Origin of the sequence: Pseudomonas sp. UFMG81 (genome assembly GCF_015354575.1) — a bacterium.
GTDB lineage: Bacteria > Pseudomonadota > Gammaproteobacteria > Pseudomonadales > Pseudomonadaceae > Aquipseudomonas.
Genome location: NZ_JACAFQ010000022.1, coordinates 1 through 24553, shown reverse-complemented (window position 1 = coordinate 24553; position 24553 = coordinate 1). Strand labels below are relative to the sequence as shown.

Below are 24553 nucleotides of genomic sequence, written 5' to 3'. Positions count from 1 at the left end.
GACTCGGTAGTTTTGGCTAATCCAGAGATTCGTCGTCAGAGTTTTGCGGGTAACTCTCGCGGGTCAACGGGTGGAAACGCAGCACCTCAAGCGAAAACAAGCAATCAATGCGCATGGCCACCGCCTGGTAGGGCGGGGACTTAATGCCCGCCTCCCGGCACTTGGCCCTTACGTTTTCCCACACAGCCCGCTTACTGATGTTTTGGTCGAGCCAGCACGAGCGGAAAGCACATTTCACGATCGCCTCAGCCTCTGGATGAATCATTGACGGTTCATGGGCGACGTCCATGATTCCGCGCAGTGAGCCGGCATCGAGGGATTGCAGGTCGAATGGAGTTTTGTGAGGCCACGGATTAGCAGTCATGGACTGGTAAACACCCGCTGGCTCGTTCACTTCCATAGGCGCGAGTACGATCTTCGCCGGATTGCGAAAGAAAGGCATGCTAAACTTGGTGCCCGTCTTGATAAGCCTTAGCTTGGGTCGGTTATCATTGGCCATGCATAGCCTATTCTATCAATTTTGCTACTAGGTAGAGGATCGGGTGCCCAGTTCACTGCATCCATTACTATCCCGCGTAAGCATCACTTCATGGAGAAGCTATGTATGGTTAACCATTAATGGCGTTGCGCCATAATTATCTAAAACCTTTAGCCTAATTTGAGGTTTAGCACGCAAATCTAGCTAGTCAATCTGTGACTGTATCGCCCGTGATTCCCTAGCCACTTCCAAGCCACATTCGTAAGGCCCGTTATACAAACTGAATGTAGAAGGCCTAGCAACGATCCAGCCGGCCTCTTCGAGCCCAAAGTGTCGATGACTATGATGAAGCGGATCACCGCCCGTCGCCTCAGCTGATGACCGACCCATCGATGGCCATTATGGATCTGAACGCTATCCCATAAGCCTAAAATCCCAGCCTCGGCCACTTAGACCTGTAGTCGAGAGATTCATAATGGTGCCCGTGAACAACCATTCTTGCGCCCATTGCCCGGGCGAGCTCATCGAGCTATGAGTAACCATACGGGTGGCAGCTGGGAGCTTCGTGACAAACCAGAATTTCCGCTTTCTCCATTGCGAGCGTGAAGTAGTCGTCCGGATAGCCAAGGACTGCCACCACGGCTAGGGCAGACGCAATCGCTTCCGTTGGCAGGGGCTTAAGTTCGATGTAAGAGAAGTTTGGCGCTTCGGCGGCGCCACCATAGTGTCTGTGTGTCACAGGCCATAAATCCCCTAGTGCACTTTCTTCTCATCCACCGCAGCTCGAGCGGCATGCAGCCTCACGGCTCAAGCCTCTGCTAAGCACCCGGTTATACATCGTCGACATTGGCAAATTGCACATCCTTTGGGCATGTGCGTTCGCATCCAATGGTATGTCAACCTACTTCTGCAGAGGGATCACCATGGCAGGAGTAGTGAACGCTACTACCATCATTGCGCGCCTGCCTTATTCGGAAACCATTTACAAGATCAGCACCGGTGGCGAAACCTACGATCGATAGCCAAGGGAAACCTTGTGTTCAGACCACCCCAGTGCCGCCCCCCCCTTACAGCTTAAGCCCATCCATTACCCGTGTTGCTCGGGTTCTGGTGCGATGATAGGTTGCCAGGGTGTTTCACCACTTCCTCGACCTTGAAGCATAGCGTGTGACTCGAAAGCACTACATTACCGGTATACTCGACGGCTCACATACAGGAGTGTCAAATGTCTCGTCTCGCAGAATTCCGCGCCCTGGAGCAGCAATTGGCTGCTCAGTTGGCCGAGCTTGAATCCCTCAAAAACGATGATGGCCTGAAACGCGAAATCGAATTCGAAAAGAAGCTTCGTGACTTACTTGGTGAGTACGGCTACAGCCTGCGCAATATCGTGGCCATTTTCGACCCACAAGCGGCAAGCCGCCGGGCGCCAGCCACTGCAACTGAAAAAGGCAGCCGGAAGCCGCGTCAGCTCAAGGTTTATAAGAACCCGCACTCCGGCGAAGTCGTCGAAACAAAGGGTGGCAACCACAAAACCCTCAAGGAGTGGAAAGGCCAGTACGGTTCCGATGAAGTCGAGCGCTGGTTGGCTCAGTAAGACTTTTTGAGTACAAACGAAGGGGCCTCGCAAGGGCCCTTTTCCATTTCCCGGAGAGGCAGGATCAACGCACCGCAGCACCTCTAAGTGTTCCGAAACCTGCCGACAGCCATGCCCCCGCTGACTTGTGAGTCGCTCGGATCTACCTGTAGCGAACGCGCGGCAACAAGTGCATAGAGGCTCGCTGTTTCACGTCGACGGCGCCAGCAATGATGGTACCTCCGTGTGATCACCACTCGTGCATGTTGATCAGGCGATCCTTAAGCTCCGGCACCAAGAATGCGAATAGATGGTTGTATTGCCGGTCAGGCCGATAAGCTTCATCTCGCCTTTTCAGTGCTGCACGGATGATCTCGCGCCGCTTCGCCCATGTACCCTTCTTGTCCTGTTCGACCAACATTTCGTTCTGCTCAAAGATTTCCAATGTCCAGCCGAACTGCAGCAGAAAAGGTTTGTAGGAGTCGAACGCCTGGTTGCTGACATTGAGCAGGCGCTCGAATCGGTACCCGATGGGGCGCCCGTAGCGTGCGCTCAGCACAATCGAGACAGCCCCTTGAAATGGATCTGACCAGTGGAAGTTCGGAAGCTTGATGGCTGGATAAGCACTTGCCATACGCTCTCGCAGATCGCCCCAGCGCTCCCGGGCTTCTGGCGTGTCATCCCTGCCGTACTCCGCCCAGAAAGAGTGGAAATCGCGACGTAGCACGTCAGTGTTTATCGAGGTCTCCAAGGCCTTTCTCTGTGCCTGGTAGTCGTTATAGAACACGACCTGCTTTTGCGAGCTGAACGTCAGTTCGTCCAGAAACACTTCTGTCCTCCTCCACTCATTGACTATGGTGCGACCGGTCAATTGGGGGACTGCGTACCAGCAATCAAACACCATGCGTCCAGTAGCTCTGGATCGCGCCAGCGTACGATCATTGACGATGAAGACGTTCAGGTTGTTCAGGAAGAAAATGTCTTCCTCAGCTGTCTTGGTTGAGCTGGGATCAAAACTTTGGAATACCCAGATCATCGATCCACCATTGGCTCGGTAAAACTCCCGTCGACCGACGATCTCGGTCAGGAAGGTCGTCGACAACTGAACTTCAAACGCGATGCGTTCATCCCCTCTAGCGACTTGAACATCTGGCTTGCGCCAAGTGGCACGGTCGGCAACCGCTTGGCCTTTCCAGACTTTTTCGACCTGGGGCTCACCACACGATCGATCGGCAATCAAACTGTCGCGGATGATCCCTTTAAGCCGGATGTGTGCCTGGCTCTCCTTCTGCGCGTTGTACTTGATCGCTGTGATCTGAGCTGGGCTGAGCTCTCCCTTGGTGGAGATGTCGCACTTGATGAGCCCCTCAATAGTCGGGTGATGGCGAAAGTGGAAAAAGCGATGCTGGGTGCGCACCAGCAAGAGAGCGGCACCGCACAGCTGACAAACCAGCCAAGGCCTGTCTCGATCCAGTAGGAACCGCGACGCCAGCTCCGCTCTATCCTGTATGACCAGGGACAACTCCCGGGTCAGGAAGCTGTTAATTTCGATGGGAGCCGCGCTGTCTAGATCCATTACATCCGTCAGCTTCATCTGTTCGGTAGGCTGAGCGTATTCCAAGGTGCGCACGAATTCCCTCCATAAGCACTGCCCTCGTTGCCGTGCAGACCATGACTTCCGCCGGGCTAGTACATTGCTAGCTTCATGTTATGGCCATATTAAGTGTCATCAGAACGCTGACCCGCTCCCTCCACCGCTCGTCCGCGTCACCTACATTTTCGCTCGTTGTACTTAGCAGCGACCACCTCTCCGTCACCATGATCATCCTCCCCGTCGAGAGCTCTTACTTGGCCATTAGGCACTGCCGCCCCTCGCATGGCGCATTGGTGTCTTGCAACCACTCAGCTACAGTTCAGTGACTCTAGCTGGCGCAATGCTACCAGCCCTCCCCTGATCAAGGATGTCCCCATGCGTATCCAGCATCTGGAGCTCGCGAATTTTCGCAAGCTGAAGTCCGTCAGAATTGATTTGGCTGCCGAAACGACTCTATTGGTAGGCGCTAATAACAGCGGTAAGTCGTCAGCGATGCTGGCGCTTCGAAAGTTTCTGGTTAAGCCGACTACGTTCAGGTTGCAGGATCTGACCCTTTGTCACATCGCCACCCTTGATGCGATCGGGCGGGATTGGGAGCAGGCAGATGATGGTTTCACGATCCCTGAAACGAACACTTGGGCCGAGTGGCTACCGACGCTGGACGTTTGGATACACGCTGCGCAGGGTGAGCTCCACTACATTCGCGATCTGATTCCGAATTTTGCTTGGTCAGGTGGGATGGTGGGAATGCGGTTCCGCTTAGAGCCGGACGACCTTCCAACACTCTATACCGACTACCGTTGGGAGCGTGCGCGTGTTGCCGCCCTGCAGCAGGAAATTCAGAACCAGGCTGCGGATGGGCACGAGAGACCTCCTCTGCAGCTTTGGCCGCAAAACCTTCACGACTACTTGAATCGACGCCTAGTGAAGATGTTCAAGGTGAGGTGGTACCGCCTGGATCCCAGCGAGATTTCATCCCCCAATCCTGTTACCAGGACGGCGAACCTCCAGTTGCTAGCCGACACCGCCGTGCCACTGGAACGAAATCCCCTTTTGAATCTCATCAGGGTTCACGAGATCAATGCGCAGCGCGGCTTCGGGGACAGTGCCGATGAAGGTCAAGATGAAAGCAAAGTAGGAAGCGGCAGGAAGCTTTCTGAACAGCTGCGAGTCTACTACCGTCGTCATCTTGATCCTGGAGACAGTCCTGACGTGCGTGATTTGGAGGCGCTGAGGGCGATTGAGGCGGCTCAAAGCGCTTTCGACAACAGGCTGACAACCAGCTTCGCACCGGCACTAAAGGAAGTTGCTGGGCTCGGTTACCCAAACAACAACGACCCCAGTATCAAGGTTGCGACGCGCCTCACACCAACGGACGGACTGGATCATGAGGCCGCTGTGTTATTTGAGTTGGATTCAGTTGCCGGCGCCCCAGGTGAGCCGCGCTTGAGCCTTCCTGAGACATCCAATGGACTTGGCTACCAGAACCTCATTTCGATGATTTTCCGTTTAATGGCGTTTCGTGATGGCTGGCTGAGAAAATCTCGTATCCCAGAGGAGCGCGCAACGGCCAACGTCGAGCCAATCCACCTGGTGCTGGTCGAAGAGCCCGAGGCACACCTGCATGTTCAGGTTCAACAGGCATTCATCAAGCATGCATATCACGTACTGTGCAATGACCCGTTATTGGAGGAGTTTCCAAACCTAAGAACCCAGCTGGTCGTCAGCTCACATTCAAGCCATGTTGCGCATGAGATTGAGTATGAGCACCTTCGGTACTTCCGGCGGCTTCCATCCGGGATGGCGAATGTGCCCATTCCGGTGTCAACTGTCTCGAACCTGAGCACTGTGTTTGGCCAACCTGGGAAGACCAAGGAGTTCGTCACACGGTACCTAAGGGCTCATCACGCAGACCTCTTCTTCGCGGACGCAGTGATCTTGGTAGAAGGCGCTGCGGAGCGGATGATCCTTCCTCATTTCCTTCGCCAGCACTTCAAGTTTCTCGATCAGTGCTACATCACCATCCTCGACATTGGAGGAAGTCATGCACACCGCCTGAGGCCATTGATCGACGCGCTGGGTATCGCCACGCTTGTGATCACCGACCTCGACGCTGGGAAAGATAGGGCAGCTCACCCCGTGGCCAGGGGGGACGGCCAGATCACCAACAACCCGACTGTCCGCCATTGGATGCGGCGGACAGGGCTCGGTCATGACGTGGACACATTGCTCGACTTGGATGACGCGCACAAAGTGGAAGAGATCGATGCCCTTTACTCGATACGGGTTGCTTATCAGACCCCTATTACCATTCAGCTTCCAAAAAACGGGCAACAAGCCGAGGCGCTGCCAAACACGTTTGAGGACAGCCTGGTATTGAGCAACGTTCAACGCTTCACCGAAAGCCCCCGGCGTGGGCTAATGCGAGCGTTCAGTGAAGCTATCCAGAACGCTGACACGGCACCAGAGTTGGGAGCGGCAATGTTCGAGAAGCTGCGCACCGGCGACAAGGCCGAATTTGCCTTGGAGGTGCTGGGCGATCCAGATTTCGGAAACCTCGTGGTGCCTGCCTATATCCACGAAGGCCTCACGTGGCTGCAATCGAAATTGGAACTGAAACGCAAAGATCTCCTGGTCGTTCCACCCGCTATCGTCGAGGTGAACGAGATATGAGTCCGGCAGCGACAGAAGGTGCTGATAACACTCGCGATGCTGATGAGGTGATCCGCGAATGCCTGGACTTGGATCGCCCACAGAGCTTCTTCCTTTATGCCGGCGCAGGGTCAGGGAAGACTCACTCGTTGGTGACAGCAGTCAGCGAGTTGAAGGCGCGTGAGCACAAGAGGCTTACCTTTGAAGGACGCCAGGTAGCGATCATCACCTACACCAACGCTGCGTGTGAGGAGATTGCTCGCCGGCTGGAGCACGACCCATTGGTTGTCGTCTCCACCATACACTCGTTTTCCTGGCGGATGATCCAGGGCTTCAATGAGGACATCCGTGAATGGCTGCGCATCAAACTCACTGAGGATATCGCTGAACTAAACGATAAGCTCGCCAGAGCCAGGGGAGATAACAAAACCTCGCGTGCAAATCGCGCCTCCCTCGAAAGCAAAACGCGACGGCTCGCAGCACTGGGTGAAGTCATCAACTTTACCTACAGTCCGACTGGGGACAACCGAGGGCGCCAGGCACTGAACCACGCCGAGGTTATCCAGATGGCAGCCGCCTTCATTCAGCGTCCTCCGCTGCTGGATGTGATGGCCGATCAGCACCCAGTACTCCTGATCGATGAAAGCCAGGACACCTACGGCCCTCTCATGGATGCCTTCCTGAGCGCTCAAGCTCAGATCCCGAACCGGTTTTGCCTTGGACTGTTGGGCGATACCATGCAGCGAATCTATAACGATGGGAAAGAGCGTTTAGAGGATTCAATCCCTGGTGATTGGGCCGTTCCCGAGAAGCCCGTGAATAGGCGTTGTCCGACCAGGGTGGTTGATCTGATCAATGTCGTCCGCCGGGCTGCCGACGATCACCAGCAAACCCCACGGCCAGATGCCACTCGAGGGGCTGTACGGATGTTTTGTACTCGACAGGCTGCTGCTGGTGGATTTGAATTAGAGGCGCAGGTCGCTCTGCAGATGTCCGTGGCTACTGGTGATCCGGAGTGGGCCGCTGGAGCCTCGGCACGAAAAACACTTATCTTAGAGCACAAAATGGCTGGCAGACGCCTTGGCTTTGAGGGTGTCTTTGCGCCGCTCTACGCAGCTGAGCATCTGCGCACAAGCTTACTAGATGGCACGCTACCAGTACTCCGGCTTTTCTTTGATGTGCTCATGCCTATCCTGGAGGCTGCCAATACCAGTGAGTTCGCCCTCATGGAAGCTGTACGGTTGAGGTCTCCTCTGCTCGATGCTGAGCACATGAAAGTTGCTCCCAACCAATTCGCATTGCTTCAGCAGGTGGACGCAGCCTGTCAAACCTTATGTGGGTTGTTCGTCAACAATGACCCAGCTCTGGCTGACGTTGTGGGAGTATTGGCCGAAACCGGGCTACTCGATATCCCCGATAGGCTCAGGGCCGCTCTGATTCAGGGCGTGACCGCCGATGAGCCTCCTGAAACCGCTGATCGTGAGGCCCTTGAAGTTCATGCCTACCGGGTAGTGCTGGGTCGACGTTACTCCGAAATGGCGGCATTCGCCGTTTATGCCAAGGGCTTGTCCCCGTTTGATACCCACCAAGGGGTGAAGGGATTGGAGTTTCCAAGGGTCATGGTGATTCTCAATGACGAAGAGGCTGGCGGGTTTCTCTTTAGCTATGAAAAACTCCTAGGTGTTGAGCCTCCCTCGGATAATGACCTCAGGAATGAGCGCGCCGGTAAAGACAATGCGTTATCTCGGACGCGACGCTTGCTCTACGTCACCTGCAGTAGGGCTGAGGAAAGCCTCGCAATTGTGGTGTACACCGCACAGCCTGAGATCGCCAGGCAACGGGTTATCGAGGCCGGATGGTTGACTCCGGAAGAGGTCGAAATCATTTGAACTCTGCCCATCATCGATGTCGCAGACGGTAATACTCCTCTCATGCAGCTGACGGCGGCCTCTTTGTATGATGCAACCATGAAGTTGCACTGTAGTTGGTGCTAGGGAGACCACCTTTCTTTGGCGTCTTCGCCGCAGCCTTCTCTTTGCCTACAAAGGGCACTTCCTCACTCAGAAAATTCGGTACAGGGCACCTGCGGTGGGCGATATGCAGGTGCTCGTATCTGTCCTTAGTATCGTTTCTCAGTGAGGGTACGGGAAATAGACCTCGGGCAAATTAGCCACCTATCCACTGATGCGGCAGCAGTTGTTCGATCTGATTTGCCTTTTGCGTGGGCATCCCGCTAACGATGTCCTTTCATATGACGTTGGTGCTGGATCTTCGTTCGGTTTAACTAGCCTTGAAATTTCTCGAGACCAGGCCATTAAACCTTGTCTTTTTCAATCATCTGTCTTGAGCGAAAGCGTCCAGAGAGGATAGGAGCTTCTCTAGATCCATAAGCCTCGACGCCTTGATGATGTCGTACTCACCGCGACTACTTAACTTGTAGACCTCACGGGCCTTTTTGACACGCTCAAGTAATGGCACGACTACACCAGAGGCCATTTCCAGGAAGTCATTGATGTCGGCTCTTGTCTGGGGAATTTTGTAGCCTTTGGATGTACTTGTGATGATGACATCAGCATCCCGAAGCTTCGCAATACCACTTGACCGTACCCGCTGCTCCGACAGGTCGCCAAAACCTCTGTCACCCAGATGGGCCAGAATGTCGGCTGTAGGGATGTAGTCCTTCGTGACGAACTCGCTCTGGAATCTCAGGTAATCCAGGATGCTGACCTGCAGACGTTCATCCTCGTCCGGGTATTGGCCGGCCTTCTCGATGAAACGGTCTGCCTGGCGGAGAGCTTCCTGATGCACCTGGTAGTCCGCGTAGCTGGACTCATCCATCGGTGGAGCAAGCAGCGAATTGAACTTGGGTGGCCACTCCAGAAGGCCGAGGGTCTGCTCACGGAGGAGCTTTTTGTAGACCTCAGCAATATCGCCAACAGCCTTCTGCTCATAGAGTTGGGCTACAGATCCCGCGAAGAAATCAGCGACCTGAATCAGGACATCATCCTTGCTGGATATCGTCTGGAACGCATGGTCGTCTCCGAAGAGATCATCCACGTAGCGATCTTGGACGTATGCCTTCAGGCTCTCCTGAAACTCGACGCCGCCATGCTCATCCACGGTCATCTGTAGATTGCGGCAGTTCCTGAAAAGCCGCCCGTACAGCAGTCCGTTGACGTGCTTTACGAACGAAGTCTTGAATTGCAGGCCTCCATCTTTGTAGATTCGCTCCTTGTCCACCACCACGAAATAGAGCTTGATCGGCAGCTTTGTCAGGTCGGTCAGGATACGAACACGTCGATCAGCATCCTTCGCTCGTACCTTACTAGACTTAATTTCGCCTGTCTGGAAGTGCTGCCGGCGAAGCTCCTCGGCACGCTGGTAAGCGCCCTGCAGATCTTTCTCAGCCACAAGGATGGAGCAAACCACGAAGAAGCCAGAGCTCCCTGGCTTGGATGTGTCTAGGTCAGAGTTTCCTGACTCATCAACATAGGAATACGTTCTGTCCAATCAGGCGCCTCCCTCATCAATAGGTGGCTGTACTGCTGCCAGGAGCGGGGCCTTCGCTGAACGTGTAGTTGATGACTACATCACCGCGGATCAAGACATCAAGCGTCTTCTGGATGCCGGTGGTTGTGACCTTCATTGTCGCCACGTAGCTCTGAGCCTCACCCTGCGCTGCCTCAAATGCGATGGAAAGCAGCCTGTTCAGCCCACAGACTTCATCGCAAATTACTGATCACCTGCAGAAGTTGTGGCGCCCTTGGTCATCACGGCTATCTGGTCGAGGCTGCAGGTCTGCGACTGATGGCCGAGCTCAAGCAGCAGCTCAAAGCAGACTAATTGACGATGCAGGAAGCTTCACTGAACCACGCTGCTCACTTGAAGCTGATACCCCGCCTGGGTCAATTCTGTCTCCGCCTGCTGCTCCACTTTGACGTCCCTTCCACATCGAAACTAAGGTTGCGATCTTCTGGCGAGAGGCCGTCAATCCCCCATCACGGCCAGCTCGTTCTCAAGTAACAGGCAGCGCAGCTCGAGCAGCTCCTCGCGTGAGAAATAAGCAAAGCGGGCTTCACCGGTCTGGTTCTTCCTGGCGTTCTCACCGAGAGCAGTACAAATGTTCTCCTGACGAGCTTAGCGAGATACACTGTATGTATCAACAGTGCCTCGACGAAACGGCAGTTCCTGCTCATCGATCCTTAGCCAGCCGCGTAGACGTTAGAGGGCGGCGGTTCGGATCTACGTAGATGTCGCTGTAGACCTGCTCAACCGGAGAGTACACATATGTCACTGAAGTCGTCTTTTGCCATCGTCCTTCGGGCGCTACGCTGCAAGCGAAATATCACTCAGCGGGACTTCGGGGACATCAGTCGGACTTTCCTGTCCAAGCTAGAAGGTGGCCGATCCAGCCCGACACTGGATAAGCTCGAACAGGTCAGCCAGCGGCTGGAGCTAAGTCCATTGACGTTGCTGACGCTTACCCTGAGCCTGGAGTCTGGTAAAACTTCAGCCGAACTCATTGATGACCTTCGCCAGGAGATCGATGGCTTAGGTCGTGATTGCGGCGTGCCTGGACTGGAACAGGCTACTCGTTGCAGCACTCCCCAAATCTCTCGTGGATCTGAGATATCCCAGGTTGCGTAGAACCTGCGTTAGCACCAACAAGGTTAGGACTTTTCTTTCACTCAATTTTCACGACATGTTGGCGAAACTCGTGCTATCCCTACGTGTGATAGAAGCCCCCTTAGCCCGCCTAACAGCGGGCTTTCTTTTGCCTGACCGCCGACCAAAATCCCTACCTTTCCAGATGGTCTAAGAATTCCACCGTGTTGATCTCATCGCAGCTCAGGCGCTGGAAGGATAGGTCATTTCGTCTTGAGTAGACGGAGGCAGCCCGCAGCGGCATAGTGGAGAATTGCCTGGGACGTCACCCATTCGGGGCACGGTTGTCGCAAACCTCTCCCCAGCTTCGCCAGGTAGCGGCCCTCGTGGGCCTCCATCCTTACGCCTCCGGCTCATCCTTGGGCCGGCGCGCTCCACTCGCAAGGGCGCAGATTTGAGCATCATGGAGAGAATCAGGTCGGCTTTCATTCAGATGGCCGCGACATTTATTACGCAAGACGTCGCGCGTTATGATCTTTCGCGCACCTGGTCGGCTAATACGAAAGTAAAGGGAGCGGCCAGAACTCGCCAGCATCTGAACAGAACACAGACCCTCTGTGTGATACATGAGGTGCGAGATCATGGCTAACGATCAAGACAAAGTGGGAATGTCCGCATCCTAGGTACACAAATGAGTCGGTACTCAGCTACCGTTGACGGTGCCCCTGTGCCCAAAGCTTCGCATCACCACCTAGCATTGACACGACATATCGACTAGGTGTGGCGCATGCGCTATACCTGTACTGTTGTGAAGAGACCTCTAATAGGCCGGTTACGCGGAGGTGCCAAGTGATCAACCCAAGCACGGCCAAAATGCTTGCTAATTATAAGCATTGGGCAGACAAGCTGATGTACGAAAGTTTGGCTGCACTTCCGCCCGAAGAACTCGCTAAAGAACACGCAGGGCCGCTCAAAAACATCATGGGGATCCTAAACCACGTCTATGTAATAGATCGCATCTGGCAGGGACATGTGCTGGAGCGTGACCATGGTCACCTGTCCAAAATGGAGATTCCGTACCCAGACTTTACAAATTTGCGCAAAGCACAGAAAGAGATCAATGAATGGTTTGTCTCTTGGGCTGCGCATCAAACAGATTCCTCGTTGAGCAGGGAGTTACATTTTAATTTCCTCTCTGGGCGACCCGGAGTGATGACTATAGGAACAATGTTTCTGCATACGGTCAACCATTCCACTTTTCATCGGGGTTGGCTAACACAGATTTTTTTCGAAATCCCCGCGCCCCCTCCAGCAACCGATCTTTGTGTATATCTGACGGAGGTTTATTCAGAGCGCGCAAACACTTTCTAGTTGTCAGAGCGAGTGAATATTAGCGCCAGACGAATACGGGATTCTGATCTGCGCTAGCGCAACGTACGCGGATCAATGCATTGGGGATTTCTGTGATCTAGTCAGAAGGCAATAGAGTGGAAAAATCACCTCGAATATTTGCGTTTTTCTCAAGCCAGTATTTCGGAAATTTCGAGTGATCAGAGCATCAGAGCTGCGCGATATTTAATTGATATCGCAGGGCGATGGCCAGTCAGCGCAGTACCGCATCGACAGTGTCGCTTCTGCACTAATTAGACCGACTGCAAACGAATTTCGAACAATACCGGGCTCCGCCCCCTTTACCTACTGCCGATTTGGGTGGGGCTGGCTCTGCTCGTCGATGAACGGATCTCACAGATGCTAAAGAACATTAGGTTTAGCCACAAGATTTTAATGGCGACCTCGTTGGTTGTGACCGCTGCTTTTGTACTTTTCACTGCTTACAACTATCAACATCAGAAAAATTCCCTTCTGACCAATTTAGAAAGCTCTTTGGAAGACATGGGCGACGTTACGGCTAGGAGCATTCAAGGCTGGCTTTCTGGTCGGATCGGCATGATAGAGAGTGTGGCCGAGTCGCTCGCTTCCAATCCGCAACAGTCAATGGTCGATGATCTACTCCGACAGAAAGTACTGAACTCCACCTTTACCTTCACTTTCCTTGGAACGCAGGAAGGTCGTTTCAGTGTCAGCCCGCCCAGCGCCATGCCCGATGGCTACGATCCTCGCTCCCGCAGCTGGTACCTAGGCGCGCAGGCGGCCGGCACTACAACCCTCACTGAGCCATATACTGATGCGGCTACCAAAAAACTGATCATCACGATTGCGACCCCAGTCCCCTCGGTAGGCGTTGTAGGGGGCTCCCTGAGCTTCGAGACCCTTGTTCGAATCATCAATACACTGGATTTCGGTGGCATTGGCTACGCTTTCTTGGTTAGCGCCGATGGAAAAATATTGATTCACCCGAATAAAGACATTGTTGGCAAACACCTCAAGGAGCTTTATCCCCACGACACCGGAGGCATTAGCCACAAAATCCGAGAGGTGGATACCGCGAAGGGCAAAGAGTTCCTCACTTTCACGTCCGTGGAAGGGTTACCTTCTGTGAAGTGGTACATCGGCCTGGCAGTGAGCAAAGATAAGGCTTATGCGCCGCTCATTGAATTCCGAGACTCCGCTGTAATAGTAACCCTCATCGCATTGGCAAGCGTTATTCTGGCCTTAAGCCTTTTGACCCGCGTGTTGATGAGACCCCTACAGGCGATGGGCAGTGCCATGCAGAACATCGCTCGGGGTGAAGGAGATCTCACTATGCGTCTAACGATCCATGCCCGCGATGAATTCGGTGAGCTAGCAGATGCCTTTAATCGCTTCGTAGAGCGCATCCATGGATCAATCCGCGAAGTGTCCTCCACTACTCAACAGCTCAATGAGGTCGCTCGTCTAGTGGTTGACGCCTCAAATTCCTCGATGAGCAATTCCGACGTACAGGCGAGCCGCACCAACAGTGTCGCCACGGCGATCAACGAGCTAGGCGCCGCTGCCGAAGAAATTGCCCGCAGTGCCGCAGACGCCTCGCAGCAAGCCTCTTCCGCGCGCAACCAGGCCGAAGACGGCCGCAGAGTGGTGGAAACAACGATCAATGCGATAAACGAACTGTCCACTAAGATTCGCGTCTCCTGCGGCAACATTGAGGCGCTCAACAGCAAGACAGTGAATATTGGTCAGATCCTTGAGGTGATTAAAGGCATCTCCGAGCAAACCAACCTGCTAGCACTCAACGCGGCGATTGAGGCTGCACGCGCTGGGGAAGCTGGTCGTGGCTTCGCTGTTGTAGCCGATGAAGTACGCAGCCTCGCTCATCGCACGCAGCAGTCCGCTCAGGAGATCCACCACATGATTGAAGAGTTACAGGTAGGAGCTCGCGAAGCGGTCATCACTATGACCGAGAGCCAGCGCTACAGCGAACAGAGTGTCGCAATCGCTAACCAGGCAGGCGAGCGTTTGGGTAGTGTCACTCAGCGCATTGGCGAAATTGACAGCATGAACCAGTCAGTGGCAACCGCCACAGAAGAACAGACGGCTGTCGTCGAATGCCTCAACATGGACATCACAGAGATCAATACCCTCAATCAGGAGGGAGTGGAAAATCTCCAAGCTACCCTTCGCGCCTGCGCTGACCTCGATCATCAAGCCGCACGCTTGCAGCAACTGGTGGGCAACTTCCGCATCTGACATATACACCGTTTGCCAGGCGAGAGCTGAAGCATTCGGTAAACAGTCTCGTAGGCGATTTCGTGTATAAGCCGCGAGACAGGACTAATCTGATATCCAGTCAGAGCGAAACGGGACTGCTGCCCATGAGCGACGTTGACAAATTACTGGACGCTCTGGAGGAGCTAGCCACCCAGGAACAGGAAGCGGTGCTGGCCACAGTCGTAAAAGTTGAGGGTTCAGCCTATCGGCGTCCTGGTGCTCGAATGCTGATCTCTCAGATCGGCAGTGCTGTAGGTACGGTCAGCGGAGGTTGCCTCGAAAGCGACCTAGCCAAGAAAGCTTGGTGGTTAACAGAGCACAGGCAACCGGTGATTCGCACCTACAGCACGGGCATTCCAGGAGATGAGGCGGGTGAAGAAGAGGAGCTAGCTTTTGGACTGGGCTGCAATGGCACAGTCCATATCCTGCTAGAGCGGGTGCGAGTCGGACAGCCTTTTTTACCTGCGCAGTTGTTGCGGCAGGTCATCAGGGAGCAACGCCCCGCCGCGCTGGCGACGGTTATTTCTGGCACCGGGGAAGCAGCTGCATTGATTGGCGCCAGAGCTGCGATATCGCCATCAGGAACCCTACTTCAAAATGGAAGCCCCGCAGTGTTGGTAGGACTGCTAATGGACGACCTGCAGGCTGCATTTGAATACCAAAAAACCGCCCTGCATCGCTACAAAATGGGAGCAGAACAAATCGAGGTTCTCCTTGAGTATCTGGCACCACCGCGAAAGCTGGTCATTTTTGGCGCGGGGCACGATGCTCAACCGCTGGTCGCCATGGCGAAGCAACAGGGCTGGCAAGTGACTGTGATCGACGCAAGAAGTCACTTCATCAGGCGTGAACGCTTCCCAAATGCAGACCAAGTTATGCATTTATCGCTGGAATTTGGGCAGGTTCCTAGCGAGCTGATAACGAATGCTGCTGTGGTCATCATGTCTCACAGTTACTTACAAGATCGTCACTGGCTGGCTCAGAGCCTAAGTCAGGCCCCCTCTTATGTAGGTCAGTTGGGGCCGCGTAGCCGCACAGAGCGAATGCTCGCTGAGATACCCAACAGTCACTCACAAGCGGCATTCGAGCAACTGCACTATCCAATGGGGTTGGATATAGGCGGGGATACCCCTGAGGTTATAGCGTTGTCTCTTTTGGCAGAGATAACCGCTCACTTCAACGGTCGTATTGGTGGAATGCTGAAGGCCCGTGAAGCCCCCATTCATGATGCAGTGCCCGTGACGCAACACTAGAAACGTGTACGCGCCCTGCCCCGATAGCTTGCAACGGCAGCTGGATTAGACGTTTGAACCAATACCAACCTGGCAGCCACATTCTCCTCCCTACGAAACCAAAAGCCCTACAGGGTTCAGCCTGCAGGGCTTCTTCGCCATTCTGTCCCCTTCCGATGGGGGTTGCCACAGTAGTTTATGCTTGGCGACGGCCGAGGGTACGATCTGAACCACCTTCGGCGACTTTGAAGCCCGGGGTGCGATCCGAGCCACCCTCAGCGACTTTGAAGCCTGGAGTGCGATCCGAGCCGCCTTCAGCGACTTTGAAACCTGGGGTGCGATCCGAGCCACCCTCAGCGACTTTGAAGCCTGGAGTACGATCCGAGCCGCCTTCAGCGACTTTGAAGCCCGGGGTGCGATCCGAGCCGTCTTCGGCGACGGTCTGTTGTCCTTCGGTAGCTCGAGACTGGGTTTGAACGCTCTGATTGCTCGGTACGGCGAATGCGTTAACGCTCATAGCGAAAGTGGCGGCGGCGATCAGTTGGCTAATGGTTTTCATGGCGGTGACTCCGGTCGTAATCAAGGATTTAGGGCCGGGTCGTTCAGATCAGCATCGTCTGGTTAACCCGTTGCAGGTGTGTTTCTGCATGGGTTCAGACTACGGCCGGGGTCGGTGCCGAAGTTAGTCGAGTACTGCTCTCGATTTGCCTGATTCTGTTTGCTGACAATGGTGTTCTGAGCTTGACCCACGCGTCGCAAGACGTCTGGCTCAGTCGCATACACAGGTTCGAGAGCAGCTCTCAACGTCTCCACCAGTCGACGTCGTTCCTTCGGCAGTGTATGTAGTAGAGCAACCGCAAGCCCCTGCTCACTTTTACGCAAGCTTGGCTCTCAGCTGCTTCAGGTCTTTTTCAAGGCGGATTCGCAGCGCGCCTATAAAATGGCGTGCGCTTTCAGGCAAAGGTTTACCAGGACGGAACACCAAAAGGCTAGCGAACCGGACATCAACACTGAAGCGCTTGACAACCAGGCCTCGATCTAGAAAATCACGAGCCGCTACGGGGTTTACAAATCCCACACCTACCCCAAGCAAGGCCAACTCGCACAGCGTGTGGGAATACGGTGTTTCGACTCGAATTTTCAATTCAACGCCCTCCTCTCGCAATGCTGCCTCTAATCGGTGACGGCTGCTGTCCTCGGGATTCAATGCGAGGAAGTCCACGTCGCTCAAGTCACTGGGAGTGATCAACGGTTGCTTTGCCAATGGATGGCTTGCGTGCATGACGATAACACCGTTGCTATCCAGAAACGCTGAGTGTTCCAGGCCAGCAACGGGCATTTCATCGGCCATCAAACCAAAATCACATTGCCCGGAAGAGACCTGCTGGTGCACCTCCTTCGAACTCAAGACTCGTAACGAGACCTGCATGCCGCGCTTGGCAAGGTCTAGGTCAGCCATCACTCGAGGAAGAACCGAAACGCCAAGCGCAGGGTGCACGGCGATGTTCAAGCGCCCGATGCCCAGATCCCGAAGGCTTTTCAGCCGATGCTCAATAGCCTCAAAGCCCATGAAGAAGCGATCCACATCTGCCATCAACGCAACCGCTTCTTGAGTAGGGACTAGCCTGCTCCGAGAGCGAACGAACAGTTGCAGCCCGGCACTGGCTTCAAGCTTCCTGATCGCCTGGCTAACCGCCGGTTGGGATACACCCAGCATTGTTGCTGCCTTACTGGTCGTGCCGGCAGTCATCACGGCACGAAACATTTCAATCTCTCGAATGCCCACTTAGTCGCTCCAGTCTATAATCTTGGCTTATAGACTAAATAATTTTGTGTCTTGCTCGCAAGATTTTCACGCCCTTAGAATCAGGCCACAACCAACCGCCTCTGGGGGCACATTCACAATGAGTTTCACCGATCACGCGGACAATCCCTTTGCGAGTTTGTCACCTGCTGTATGGCGTGGTTCGACTGTAGTCTTCGATACCTTCGAAGATTTCGTCGCCCGTAAATCTCGTCAACCTGATGGCTACAGCTACGGTATTACCGGTACACCAACAGCACGGAGCCTGGAGCACAGGATTGCGCAACTGGAGGGCGCCAGTCACTGCGTGGTCACCCCATCAGGTGCGTCTGCCCTTATCACTGCCGTGATGGGGTTCGTGCGTAGCGGTGATCACATCTTGATCTCAGATGCTTGCTATGGTGCCTTGAAAACCTTCGCTCGAAATTGGTTGGCGAATTTAGGTGTAGAGGTGGAGTTCTACCCGCCCACTATCGACTCCAATATTGAGCGCTTGATTAAACCAAGCACAAAGATGATCTGTCTGGAGGCGCCAGGCACGATCACGATGGAAATGCAGGATATCGTCGGTATTGCGGCGGTCGCCAAACGTCATGGTGTCATGACTATGATGGACAATACTTGGGCAAGCCCGCTGTATTTCCGCCCCCTTGAGCATGGTGTCGACCTATCGGTTGAAGCGGTCACCAAGGTATTTGGTGGTCACTCGGATGTGCTCATGGGCAGTATCAGCATGCTCAACACGTCGTACTACGAGTGCTTACGTGAGACTCAAAGTATTCTGGGCCAAGCGGTCAGCCCCGATGACTGTTTTCTGGTCATGCGAGGAATGGATACGCTTCAGGTACGGATGAAGGAGCAGAGCAAAAATACCTTGAAAATTGCCCGCTGGCTGGATGCCCACCCTATGGTTGGCGAGGTGATGTTCCCCGCGCTGGAGTCCAATGCTGGGTTTGCGCTATGGAAGAAACAGTTTGAAGGCAATGGCTGCCTGTTCTCGTTCACTCTCCAGCCAGCTCGTGAGGCAGCCTTCAGTGCTTTCTTCAATGCGCTCAGGCACTTCCCAATAGGCGCAAGCTGGGGAGGGACGCACAGTCTAATTGCTTACTACCCTGCCAGTCAGCAGCAGGCGCGCCAATACCCGCCTACCAACCAGCCAATCGTTCGGGTTTCCATAGGTCTTGAAGACCCAGAGGTGCTGATCGGTGATCTCGACAATGCATTGAAGTGCTACGAACAAGCCCGTCTTGAGCACGCAATCGTGTAACACCCACGGGGTAGGTGAAGCGCAAGATTTCGCCGCCCTTTTCCTTCGAAGTGCTGCCGCCTTTCGCCGCCCAATCTTGGGGCGGTGATCAATAAATTAAGGATGGATTATGAAAACAATCACCGGCATTCGATTTGCAATTTCTTTGCTCGCATTGGCAACCCTGGGCGTCAGCTCCGCAAGCGCGGATGACTCTCTGCAGCGTATCAAGGAGGCTGGCGAGATTCGTATTGCCAATACACAGACCAGTCCCCCCTGGAGCTTCATCGACGCTGAAAACAAACCGTCAGGTTACGACGTGGCCATGGCGAAGGAAGTGGCCAAGCGTATCGGTGTCCCAAAAGTCGTTTTCATTGCCGATACTTACAAAAACTTCGTAGAAGGCCTCAAAGCTGACAAGTACGACTTGGTGATGAACGATCTCACTCCCACTAAAGAGCGGGCGCTGCAAGTCGATTTCTCCGATCCATACGGCGTGGAAGAATTTCGGATTTTCCTGCTCGCCAAGAACACCGATATCCATGAGCGAGCAGATCTGGTCGGTAAGTCAGTGGGTGTTACCGCGGGCTCCAGTAATGAGTCGTGGTCTCATAAGAATCTGACCCAGTCGGTTATTCGCACTTATGACAACGGCGGGTTGGTGTTCAATGACCTGGCCAACGGTCGCGTCGACGTGGTGATCGCGTCGTGGTTCAGCGGTGAAAACTACCGCGTGGTCAACAAGCTGCCGTTGAAGGCAGTAGGCGCCCCCCTCACCTACCAGGTGTCTGCCGCGGCAATGCGCAAGGGCAGCGAAAGTCTGAAAACAGCGGTCAACAAGGCGATTAGTGAAATGATTGCCGATGGCACCGTGGAAGCCTACTCCAAGCATTACGTTGGTGCGGACTACCAAATGCTCTCGGGTATCAAGAAAGCCCTGGCTGAGGAGTGATTGATGCTGGAATTATTCCTGCGCGCTTGGCCACTGCTTCAGCAAGCTGTACTGGTCACGCTTGGACTAGGGTTGGGCGCTTTTATATTGGGCAGTTTGCTCGGTATGTGCGTTGCGCTTATGCGCAACTCAAACCTCGCAATCTTGCGGTCAGTTGCGTTCATTTATGTGTCGATTTTCCGTGGGACACCGTTGCTGGTTCAGCTTCTGTTGATCTACTTCGGCCTGCCTCACTATGGCATTACGATGACGCCGATCCCTTCGGCCCTGCTGGCACTGACACTGTTCTCTGCCGCTTACCTGAGCGAGAACTTTCGCTCAGGTATCAATGCCGTGGATCCCGGTCAGTGGGAGGCTTCGCAGGCTATGGGGATGGGTTACTGGACGTGCCTTCGTCGAATCATCTTTCCCCAGGCCACCCGCATTGCGCTGCCACCCGTAGGGAGCCGTTTGATTGCCCTGATCAAAGACACCTCACTCGCGTCAACTATCACTGTTGTTGAGATGACCCGTGTAGCAGAACAGGTAGGTGCGTCGACGTTCCGCTACATGGAAATGTTCCTGATGATTGGTCTGGTCTACTGGCTCATCAACCAGATTCTGACGTTAATTCAAACCTATCTTGAAGGGCGTATGACGAGGCGCTACCGATGAGCAACACTAAAATCAAGGTCACTGCCGTCTCCAAGTCCTTCGGTGACAATGTTGTTCTGAACAAAGTGGACTTGAGAGTAGAGGCTGGCGAGGTAGTGGTTATTCTGGGGCCATCAGGCTCAGGGAAAACCACGCTGTTGCGCTCACTGAATTTTCTGGAGCAGCCCGATAGCGGGATTCTGGAGATTTGCGGGCATCGGATTGACCTGATTGCCGGGCGACGTATGAGTCGCGCAGACAAGCATGATCTTGCTCAGCTACGTCAGAAGACAGCCATGGTGTTTCAGGCCTTCAATCTCTTTCCACACCTCACGGCCCTTGAGAACGTTATCGAAGGACTTGTCAGCGTCAAGAAAGTCCCAAAGCAGGAAGCAGTAAAAAAAGGAATGGATTTACTGGAACAGGTTGGCCTGGCTGCTAAAGCAGACTTCTACCCTGCCCGGCTATCTGGTGGTCAAAAGCAACGTGTGGCCATAGCACGGGGCTTGTCCATGGATCCTGAGGTGATCTTCTTTGACGAGCCTACGTCCGCTCTCGACCCTGAGTTGCGAGATGAGGTGCTTCTAGTCATGCGAAATCTTGCTGATGCGGGAATGACAATGCTGGTGGTAACCCACGAAATGCGCTTCGCCCAGGAGGTAGCGGATCGTGTGATTTTCATGGAGGGTGGCAACATCGTGAAGAACGCCTACGCAAGCGACTTTTTCGGGGTTGATAGCGGGGAGCGAGTCCAACAGTTCTTGAGGCGTTACTAAGCCACAATGATCTGATGCACCGGGACTGGCGCTCGAGTCGGTGGAATCATTTCCCCCTCCGACTCAAGCGTCAGGTTTCGATGTTGGTTTTACGCCTCTCCACAGCGGCGAGCCACAGCACGTGCTCGTCATACTGGCCTGCTAGAGTTACTAATCGCACATCGACCGTGCCCTGCCTCAGTCATCTGCACCGCAACCTGAGAACCGAACGAGATGAACCTGCATTCATCCATCAAGACGAGTTCAACGCCTTTGCGCCTGGCGCATCCCGGCTGCTGTGAGCACCTTGTCGACACCTGGGAGAGTAAAAGCCGCACCTCACAGTGAAGTAGTTCCTGTTCGACACGCAAGCAACCTTAAATCCTTTCCCCTGATTTTGAGGTGTCCGATGAGCACTGATATCACCACCTTCACTGGCTGGGCTGCCACGTCGGCAGGCGCACCCTTAGAACGCTTCAGCTACGACCCAGGCTTGTTGGGAGATGAGGATGTAGAGGTCGCGGTTGAATTTTGCGGTGTCTGTCATTCGGATCAGTCACTGATCGACAATGAATGGGGTATCAGCAAGTACCCCTTCATACCTGGCCATGAGGTAGTAGGCAGTATCGTCCGAGTTGGTGCCCAGGTGCATGCGCTTAAGGTGGGGCAACGGGTAGGTATCGGCTGGTTCAATGGTAGCTGCATGCATTGCACCTCATGCATGGGCGGTTCCCATCACCTATGTGGTACAGCAAAACCGATCATCATCGGGAGTCATGGCGGTTTTGCAGACCGCGTTCGCTCGCACTGGGCCTGGACATTACCGATTCCTGATGGCATTGATCCTGCCGCGGCAGGGCCGCTATTTTGTGCGGGCTCAACTGTGTTCAACCCTCTTGTGGAGTTCAACATAAAGCCTACTGATCGAGTGGGCGTGGTGGGCATCGGCGGCCTTGGCCACCTGGCACTGCGTTTTCTCAATGCATGGGGATGTGAGGTTACGGCCTTGACTTCGTCATTGAGCAAGCAAGATGAGGCTAAGCGACTGGGCGCACACAAAGTTGTCGCTTCCACCGACAGTGATGCTGTGAAGGCAATCGCTGGAACCTTGGACTTCCTCTTGATTACTGCCAACGCCAACCTGGACTGGACGGCGATGATTGGCACCCTTCGTGCCAAGGGCCGGCTGAACTTCGTTGGCATCGTTCCCAGTGCTATTCCGGTGCATGTGTTCGACTTGATCCCCCAACAAAAAACCTTGTCTGCCTCTCCGGTCGGGTCGCCAAGTAGCACGGCAACCATGCTGGAGTTTTGTGCTCGCCATCAGATCGTTCCGCAGGTTGAATATTTCCCCATGAGCAGAGTTAATGAGGCAATCGATCACCTGCGAAGCGGTAAGGCCCGGTACCGTGTTGTGCTGGATGCCAGCAAATGACTCACCACCGCTAGGCCATGATCATGGCCTAGCGGGTATCCTGCCGATTTCAGGAGCCCAACAATCCGCTGCCCGGATGGCAATTGATATACTCAAAGCACTGAGAGTCGGCCGGGATTACAGAAACCTCATGGTAAAGTCGCAGCGCCACCTGGAAATCTAACGCCCGCACATAGCGCATGAATCCACCGAAAATGGCCAGATGCGTCGGATGGGTCTTAGCCCAAGCCTCTAAGTTCGCCAGCTCATCGAAATGTGCGAGCCCAAAACTTTTTTCCAGCGGTTCGCCGGTAGTGGTGTCCAGTACCCTCATGAAACGGCATGAAAGGCAGCCGAGTGGCCCGCCTTGGTCACGAAGGTAGGTCATGCCCTCCTCCAGTACAGGCTGAATGTCGTGTAGATACAAGTTTCGTTCTTTATCACGAGTAGCACCCCAATCTTGGCCAGAGCGGATCAAACAAAGATTTTGCCTACCTGACAGGTGGGTACGTGACGAGTCTTGTTGGCTGGAATTTGCTTCAGGCTTGGTGCCTGTAAGCGGATCAGTCTGAGCAAGTGCAAACCGATCCCGAACGCTGCCCCAATATCCATGCTCCTGGACGGTGTCACTTAAAGACTCGGCCAGGTGGGCGACTCCTTCTGGTGCGCCGAGCGATGCCTGGAGGGTTTCAAAGCGATCCGCAGTAGGGCTTACTATTTCAATGAACCATCCCACCGTCTCCCCAGCGCGTTGTGGGTCGTTCCACCAAACATCGAAACCACTCTGCTGGCGCCACCTCAGGAAGTCAGCAGGTGCTGACCAGTAGGCAATGGCGATGAGGTTATGGAAGCCTGCTGCGTCTTTACAGTGCGCTAGATCCCAGTGTTTCGGGCCACTGGAAGAAACGAAGCGATGGGTGATCGGCTTCATATCTTCAATGCTGAGCTCAGCTGTTGATTGCACGCCGAAGTAAGCCATGACCACTTGCCCCACCAACGGATCAAATCGCGCTGTCCAAGCGGGAAATGGAGGAATATGACTGGGAGGCATGGTGGACGGTTGAGTGCGCTCAGTACGCAGATACGGAGGGATTGCCGATTCCATGATGCGTCTCCAATGGGCGGTAAAGACCGGGCTGGAGCCTTTCACTATAGCTTCCCTTTCCAGCTCCCTATTTAGTAAGCGGTTACCTCAAGACATTCCGCCCTCCAGAAACACAAAAACCGGGCAAGCCCGGTTTCTGTGTCTTAATTACGCTTGTGGTCGACTTACACCGTGAAGTCAGTAGAAAGCGCCAGCTCTTTCCACTTGCTCAGCTCTGCCTCGACAAAGCTGTGCTTCTCACCGATGCGTGCAACGGTGTCGCTGCCAAGGGCCAGGCGCTGTGGCGGCTTCGGAGCGTTCACCAGGGCCAGGATGGCTTCGGCAAACTTCACCGGATCACCCGGTTGTGCATGGTTGGCCGCTTCGGCGAATTGACGCATCTTGCCGACGGTTTCGTCGTAGTCCGACAGCTCCAGAGCGGTCTTGATCAGCGACTGTTCGTCCAAGAAGTCCGTGCGGAAGAAGCCCGGAGCAACGACCGTTGCGTGGATGCCCAGGGGTGCCAACTCCTGGTGCAGCGCTTCGGTGATTCCTTCGACTGCGAACTTGGTGGAGCCGTAGACACCCCAGCCCATGTATGCCTGGTAGCCGCCGATCGACGAGATGTTGACGATGTGACCACTGCGCTGGCGACGCATGTGCGGCAGGACAGCGCGGGTGACGTTCAGGACACCGAACACGTTGGTAGCGAACAGTCGCTCGGTTTCGCTGGCGCTGGTTTCTTCCACCGCACCCAGTACACCGAAACCGGCATTGTTGATGACGACATCGATACGACCAAAACGCTTGATGCCTTCCGCGACAGCCTGATGCGATTCTTCTTCGCTGGTCACGTCCAGGCGTACAGCCAGGAGGTTCGGGT

At 54.4% G+C, this 24553-nt stretch carries 19 protein-coding genes and 1 pseudogene; 13 read left to right on the top strand and 7 right to left on the bottom strand.

Going from position 1 to position 24553, the window contains the following annotated elements:
* Positions 1-16: 16 nt before the first annotated feature.
* Entirely contained in the window at positions 17-499 is a 483-nt protein-coding gene (locus tag IX761_RS17035) for a hypothetical protein (protein ID WP_194790738.1), read from the bottom strand.
* Between the two features lie 1204 nt (positions 500-1703).
* Here IX761_RS17035 and IX761_RS17030 point away from each other — a divergent pair.
* On the top strand, positions 1704-2072 hold the full coding sequence (locus tag IX761_RS17030) for a histone-like nucleoid-structuring protein, MvaT/MvaU family (RefSeq protein ID WP_194790737.1): 369 nt from the start codon (positions 1704-1706) through the stop codon (positions 2070-2072).
* A 229-nt stretch (positions 2073-2301) separates the two neighbouring features.
* On the opposite strand, the gene IX761_RS17025 is transcribed toward IX761_RS17030, so the two are convergent.
* Entirely contained in the window at positions 2302-3681 is a 1380-nt protein-coding gene (locus tag IX761_RS17025) for a DUF6035 family protein (RefSeq protein ID WP_194790736.1), read from the bottom strand.
* Between the two features lie 339 nt (positions 3682-4020).
* Here IX761_RS17025 and IX761_RS17020 point away from each other — a divergent pair, with 339 nt between their 5' ends.
* Positions 4021-6318 (top strand): AAA family ATPase, encoded by a 2298-nt coding sequence (locus tag IX761_RS17020; protein WP_194790735.1) that lies wholly within the window; start codon positions 4021-4023, stop codon positions 6316-6318.
* A complete protein-coding gene (locus IX761_RS17015; RefSeq protein ID WP_194790734.1) occupies positions 6315-8186 on the top strand; it encodes a UvrD-helicase domain-containing protein in 1872 nt (623 codons plus the stop codon). Before IX761_RS17020 ends, IX761_RS17015 begins: the two co-directional genes overlap by 4 nt.
* A gap of 445 nt (positions 8187-8631) precedes the next feature.
* On the opposite strand, the gene IX761_RS17010 is transcribed toward IX761_RS17015, so the two are convergent.
* Positions 8632-9807, bottom strand: a complete 1176-nt coding sequence (locus IX761_RS17010; RefSeq protein ID WP_194790733.1) for a DUF3800 domain-containing protein — start codon at positions 9805-9807, stop codon at positions 8632-8634.
* Positions 9808-10584: 777 nt separating this feature from the next.
* Here IX761_RS17010 and IX761_RS17005 point away from each other — a divergent pair.
* The 5 genes and pseudogenes from IX761_RS17005 to IX761_RS16990 all read left to right on the top strand — a co-directional run bounded on the left by IX761_RS17005 (position 10585) and on the right by IX761_RS16990 (position 15803).
* On the top strand, positions 10585-10944 hold the full coding sequence (locus IX761_RS17005; protein ID WP_194790732.1) for a helix-turn-helix domain-containing protein: 360 nt from the start codon (positions 10585-10587) through the stop codon (positions 10942-10944).
* Positions 10945-11751: 807 nt separating this feature from the next.
* On the top strand, positions 11752-12273 hold the full coding sequence (locus tag IX761_RS17000) for a DinB family protein (protein WP_194790731.1): 522 nt from the start codon (positions 11752-11754) through the stop codon (positions 12271-12273).
* A 378-nt stretch (positions 12274-12651) separates the two neighbouring features.
* Positions 12652-13671: pseudogene (locus tag IX761_RS27675) on the top strand (cache domain-containing protein); the annotation flags it as partial.
* 93 nt (positions 13672-13764) lie between these two features.
* Positions 13765-14529 carry a methyl-accepting chemotaxis protein gene (locus IX761_RS27670; RefSeq protein ID WP_416366796.1) on the top strand — a complete coding sequence of 255 codons (765 nt, stop codon included), beginning with the start codon at positions 13765-13767 and terminating at the stop codon, positions 14527-14529.
* Positions 14530-14654: 125 nt separating this feature from the next.
* Positions 14655-15803, top strand: a complete 1149-nt coding sequence (locus tag IX761_RS16990) for an XdhC family protein (RefSeq protein WP_194790729.1) — start codon at positions 14655-14657, stop codon at positions 15801-15803.
* A 175-nt stretch (positions 15804-15978) separates the two neighbouring features.
* On the opposite strand, the gene IX761_RS16985 is transcribed toward IX761_RS16990, so the two are convergent.
* Positions 15979-16341, bottom strand: coding sequence for a hypothetical protein (locus IX761_RS16985; protein WP_194790728.1), 363 nt, complete (start codon positions 16339-16341; stop codon positions 15979-15981).
* 315 nt (positions 16342-16656) lie between these two features.
* Positions 16657-17568 carry a LysR substrate-binding domain-containing protein gene (locus IX761_RS16980; protein ID WP_194790727.1) on the bottom strand — a complete coding sequence of 304 codons (912 nt, stop codon included), beginning with the start codon at positions 17566-17568 and terminating at the stop codon, positions 16657-16659.
* 118 nt (positions 17569-17686) lie between these two features.
* On the opposite strand from IX761_RS16980, the gene metC reads away from it, so the two are divergent.
* From metC to ahr, 5 genes are all read left to right on the top strand, one after another.
* On the top strand, positions 17687-18853 hold the full coding sequence (metC, locus tag IX761_RS16975) for a cystathionine beta-lyase (protein ID WP_194790726.1): 1167 nt from the start codon (positions 17687-17689) through the stop codon (positions 18851-18853).
* Between the two features lie 109 nt (positions 18854-18962).
* Positions 18963-19784 carry a transporter substrate-binding domain-containing protein gene (locus IX761_RS16970; RefSeq protein ID WP_194790725.1) on the top strand — a complete coding sequence of 274 codons (822 nt, stop codon included), beginning with the start codon at positions 18963-18965 and terminating at the stop codon, positions 19782-19784.
* A gap of 3 nt (positions 19785-19787) precedes the next feature.
* Complete coding sequence (locus tag IX761_RS16965) at positions 19788-20438, top strand: amino acid ABC transporter permease (protein WP_194790724.1); 651 nt, start codon at positions 19788-19790, stop codon at positions 20436-20438.
* Positions 20435-21193 carry an amino acid ABC transporter ATP-binding protein gene (locus tag IX761_RS16960; protein ID WP_194790723.1) on the top strand — a complete coding sequence of 253 codons (759 nt, stop codon included), beginning with the start codon at positions 20435-20437 and terminating at the stop codon, positions 21191-21193. Before IX761_RS16965 ends, IX761_RS16960 begins: the two co-directional genes overlap by 4 nt.
* 388 nt (positions 21194-21581) lie before the next feature.
* Positions 21582-22607 carry an NADPH-dependent aldehyde reductase Ahr gene (gene ahr, locus IX761_RS16955; RefSeq protein ID WP_194790722.1) on the top strand — a complete coding sequence of 342 codons (1026 nt, stop codon included), beginning with the start codon at positions 21582-21584 and terminating at the stop codon, positions 22605-22607.
* A 49-nt stretch (positions 22608-22656) separates the two neighbouring features.
* On the opposite strand, the gene IX761_RS16950 is transcribed toward ahr, so the two are convergent.
* Together IX761_RS16950 and IX761_RS16945 are read right to left on the bottom strand one after the other, a co-directional pair.
* Positions 22657-23691, bottom strand: a complete 1035-nt coding sequence (locus IX761_RS16950) for a phenylacetaldoxime dehydratase family protein (protein WP_194790721.1) — start codon at positions 23689-23691, stop codon at positions 22657-22659.
* A gap of 164 nt (positions 23692-23855) precedes the next feature.
* Positions 23856-24553: SDR family NAD(P)-dependent oxidoreductase (locus tag IX761_RS16945; RefSeq protein ID WP_194790720.1), on the bottom strand; the 698-nt coding region annotated here is incomplete at its 5' end.

Bases quoted from the DNA above. Each gene is read 5' to 3' on its own strand.
- IX761_RS17035 (WP_194790738.1), bottom strand. From the start codon at position 499: ATGGCCAATGATAACCGACCCAAGCTAAGGCTTATCAAGACGGGCACC.
- IX761_RS17030 (WP_194790737.1), top strand. From the start codon at position 1,704: ATGTCTCGTCTCGCAGAATTCCGCGCCCTGGAGCAGCAATTGGCTGCT.
- IX761_RS17020 (WP_194790735.1), top strand. From the start codon at position 4,021: ATGCGTATCCAGCATCTGGAGCTCGCGAATTTTCGCAAGCTGAAGTCC.
- IX761_RS17015 (WP_194790734.1), top strand. From the start codon at position 6,315: ATGAGTCCGGCAGCGACAGAAGGTGCTGATAACACTCGCGATGCTGAT.
- IX761_RS17005 (WP_194790732.1), top strand. From the start codon at position 10,585: ATGTCACTGAAGTCGTCTTTTGCCATCGTCCTTCGGGCGCTACGCTGC.
- IX761_RS27670 (WP_416366796.1), top strand. From the start codon at position 13,765: ATGAGCAATTCCGACGTACAGGCGAGCCGCACCAACAGTGTCGCCACG.
- IX761_RS16990 (WP_194790729.1), top strand. From the start codon at position 14,655: ATGAGCGACGTTGACAAATTACTGGACGCTCTGGAGGAGCTAGCCACC.
- IX761_RS16985 (WP_194790728.1), bottom strand. From the start codon at position 16,341: ATGAAAACCATTAGCCAACTGATCGCCGCCGCCACTTTCGCTATGAGC.
- metC (WP_194790726.1), top strand. From the start codon at position 17,687: ATGAGTTTCACCGATCACGCGGACAATCCCTTTGCGAGTTTGTCACCT.
- IX761_RS16970 (WP_194790725.1), top strand. From the start codon at position 18,963: ATGAAAACAATCACCGGCATTCGATTTGCAATTTCTTTGCTCGCATTG.
- IX761_RS16965 (WP_194790724.1), top strand. From the start codon at position 19,788: ATGCTGGAATTATTCCTGCGCGCTTGGCCACTGCTTCAGCAAGCTGTA.
- IX761_RS16960 (WP_194790723.1), top strand. From the start codon at position 20,435: ATGAGCAACACTAAAATCAAGGTCACTGCCGTCTCCAAGTCCTTCGGT.
- ahr (WP_194790722.1), top strand. From the start codon at position 21,582: ATGAGCACTGATATCACCACCTTCACTGGCTGGGCTGCCACGTCGGCA.
- IX761_RS16950 (WP_194790721.1), bottom strand. From the start codon at position 23,691: ATGGAATCGGCAATCCCTCCGTATCTGCGTACTGAGCGCACTCAACCG.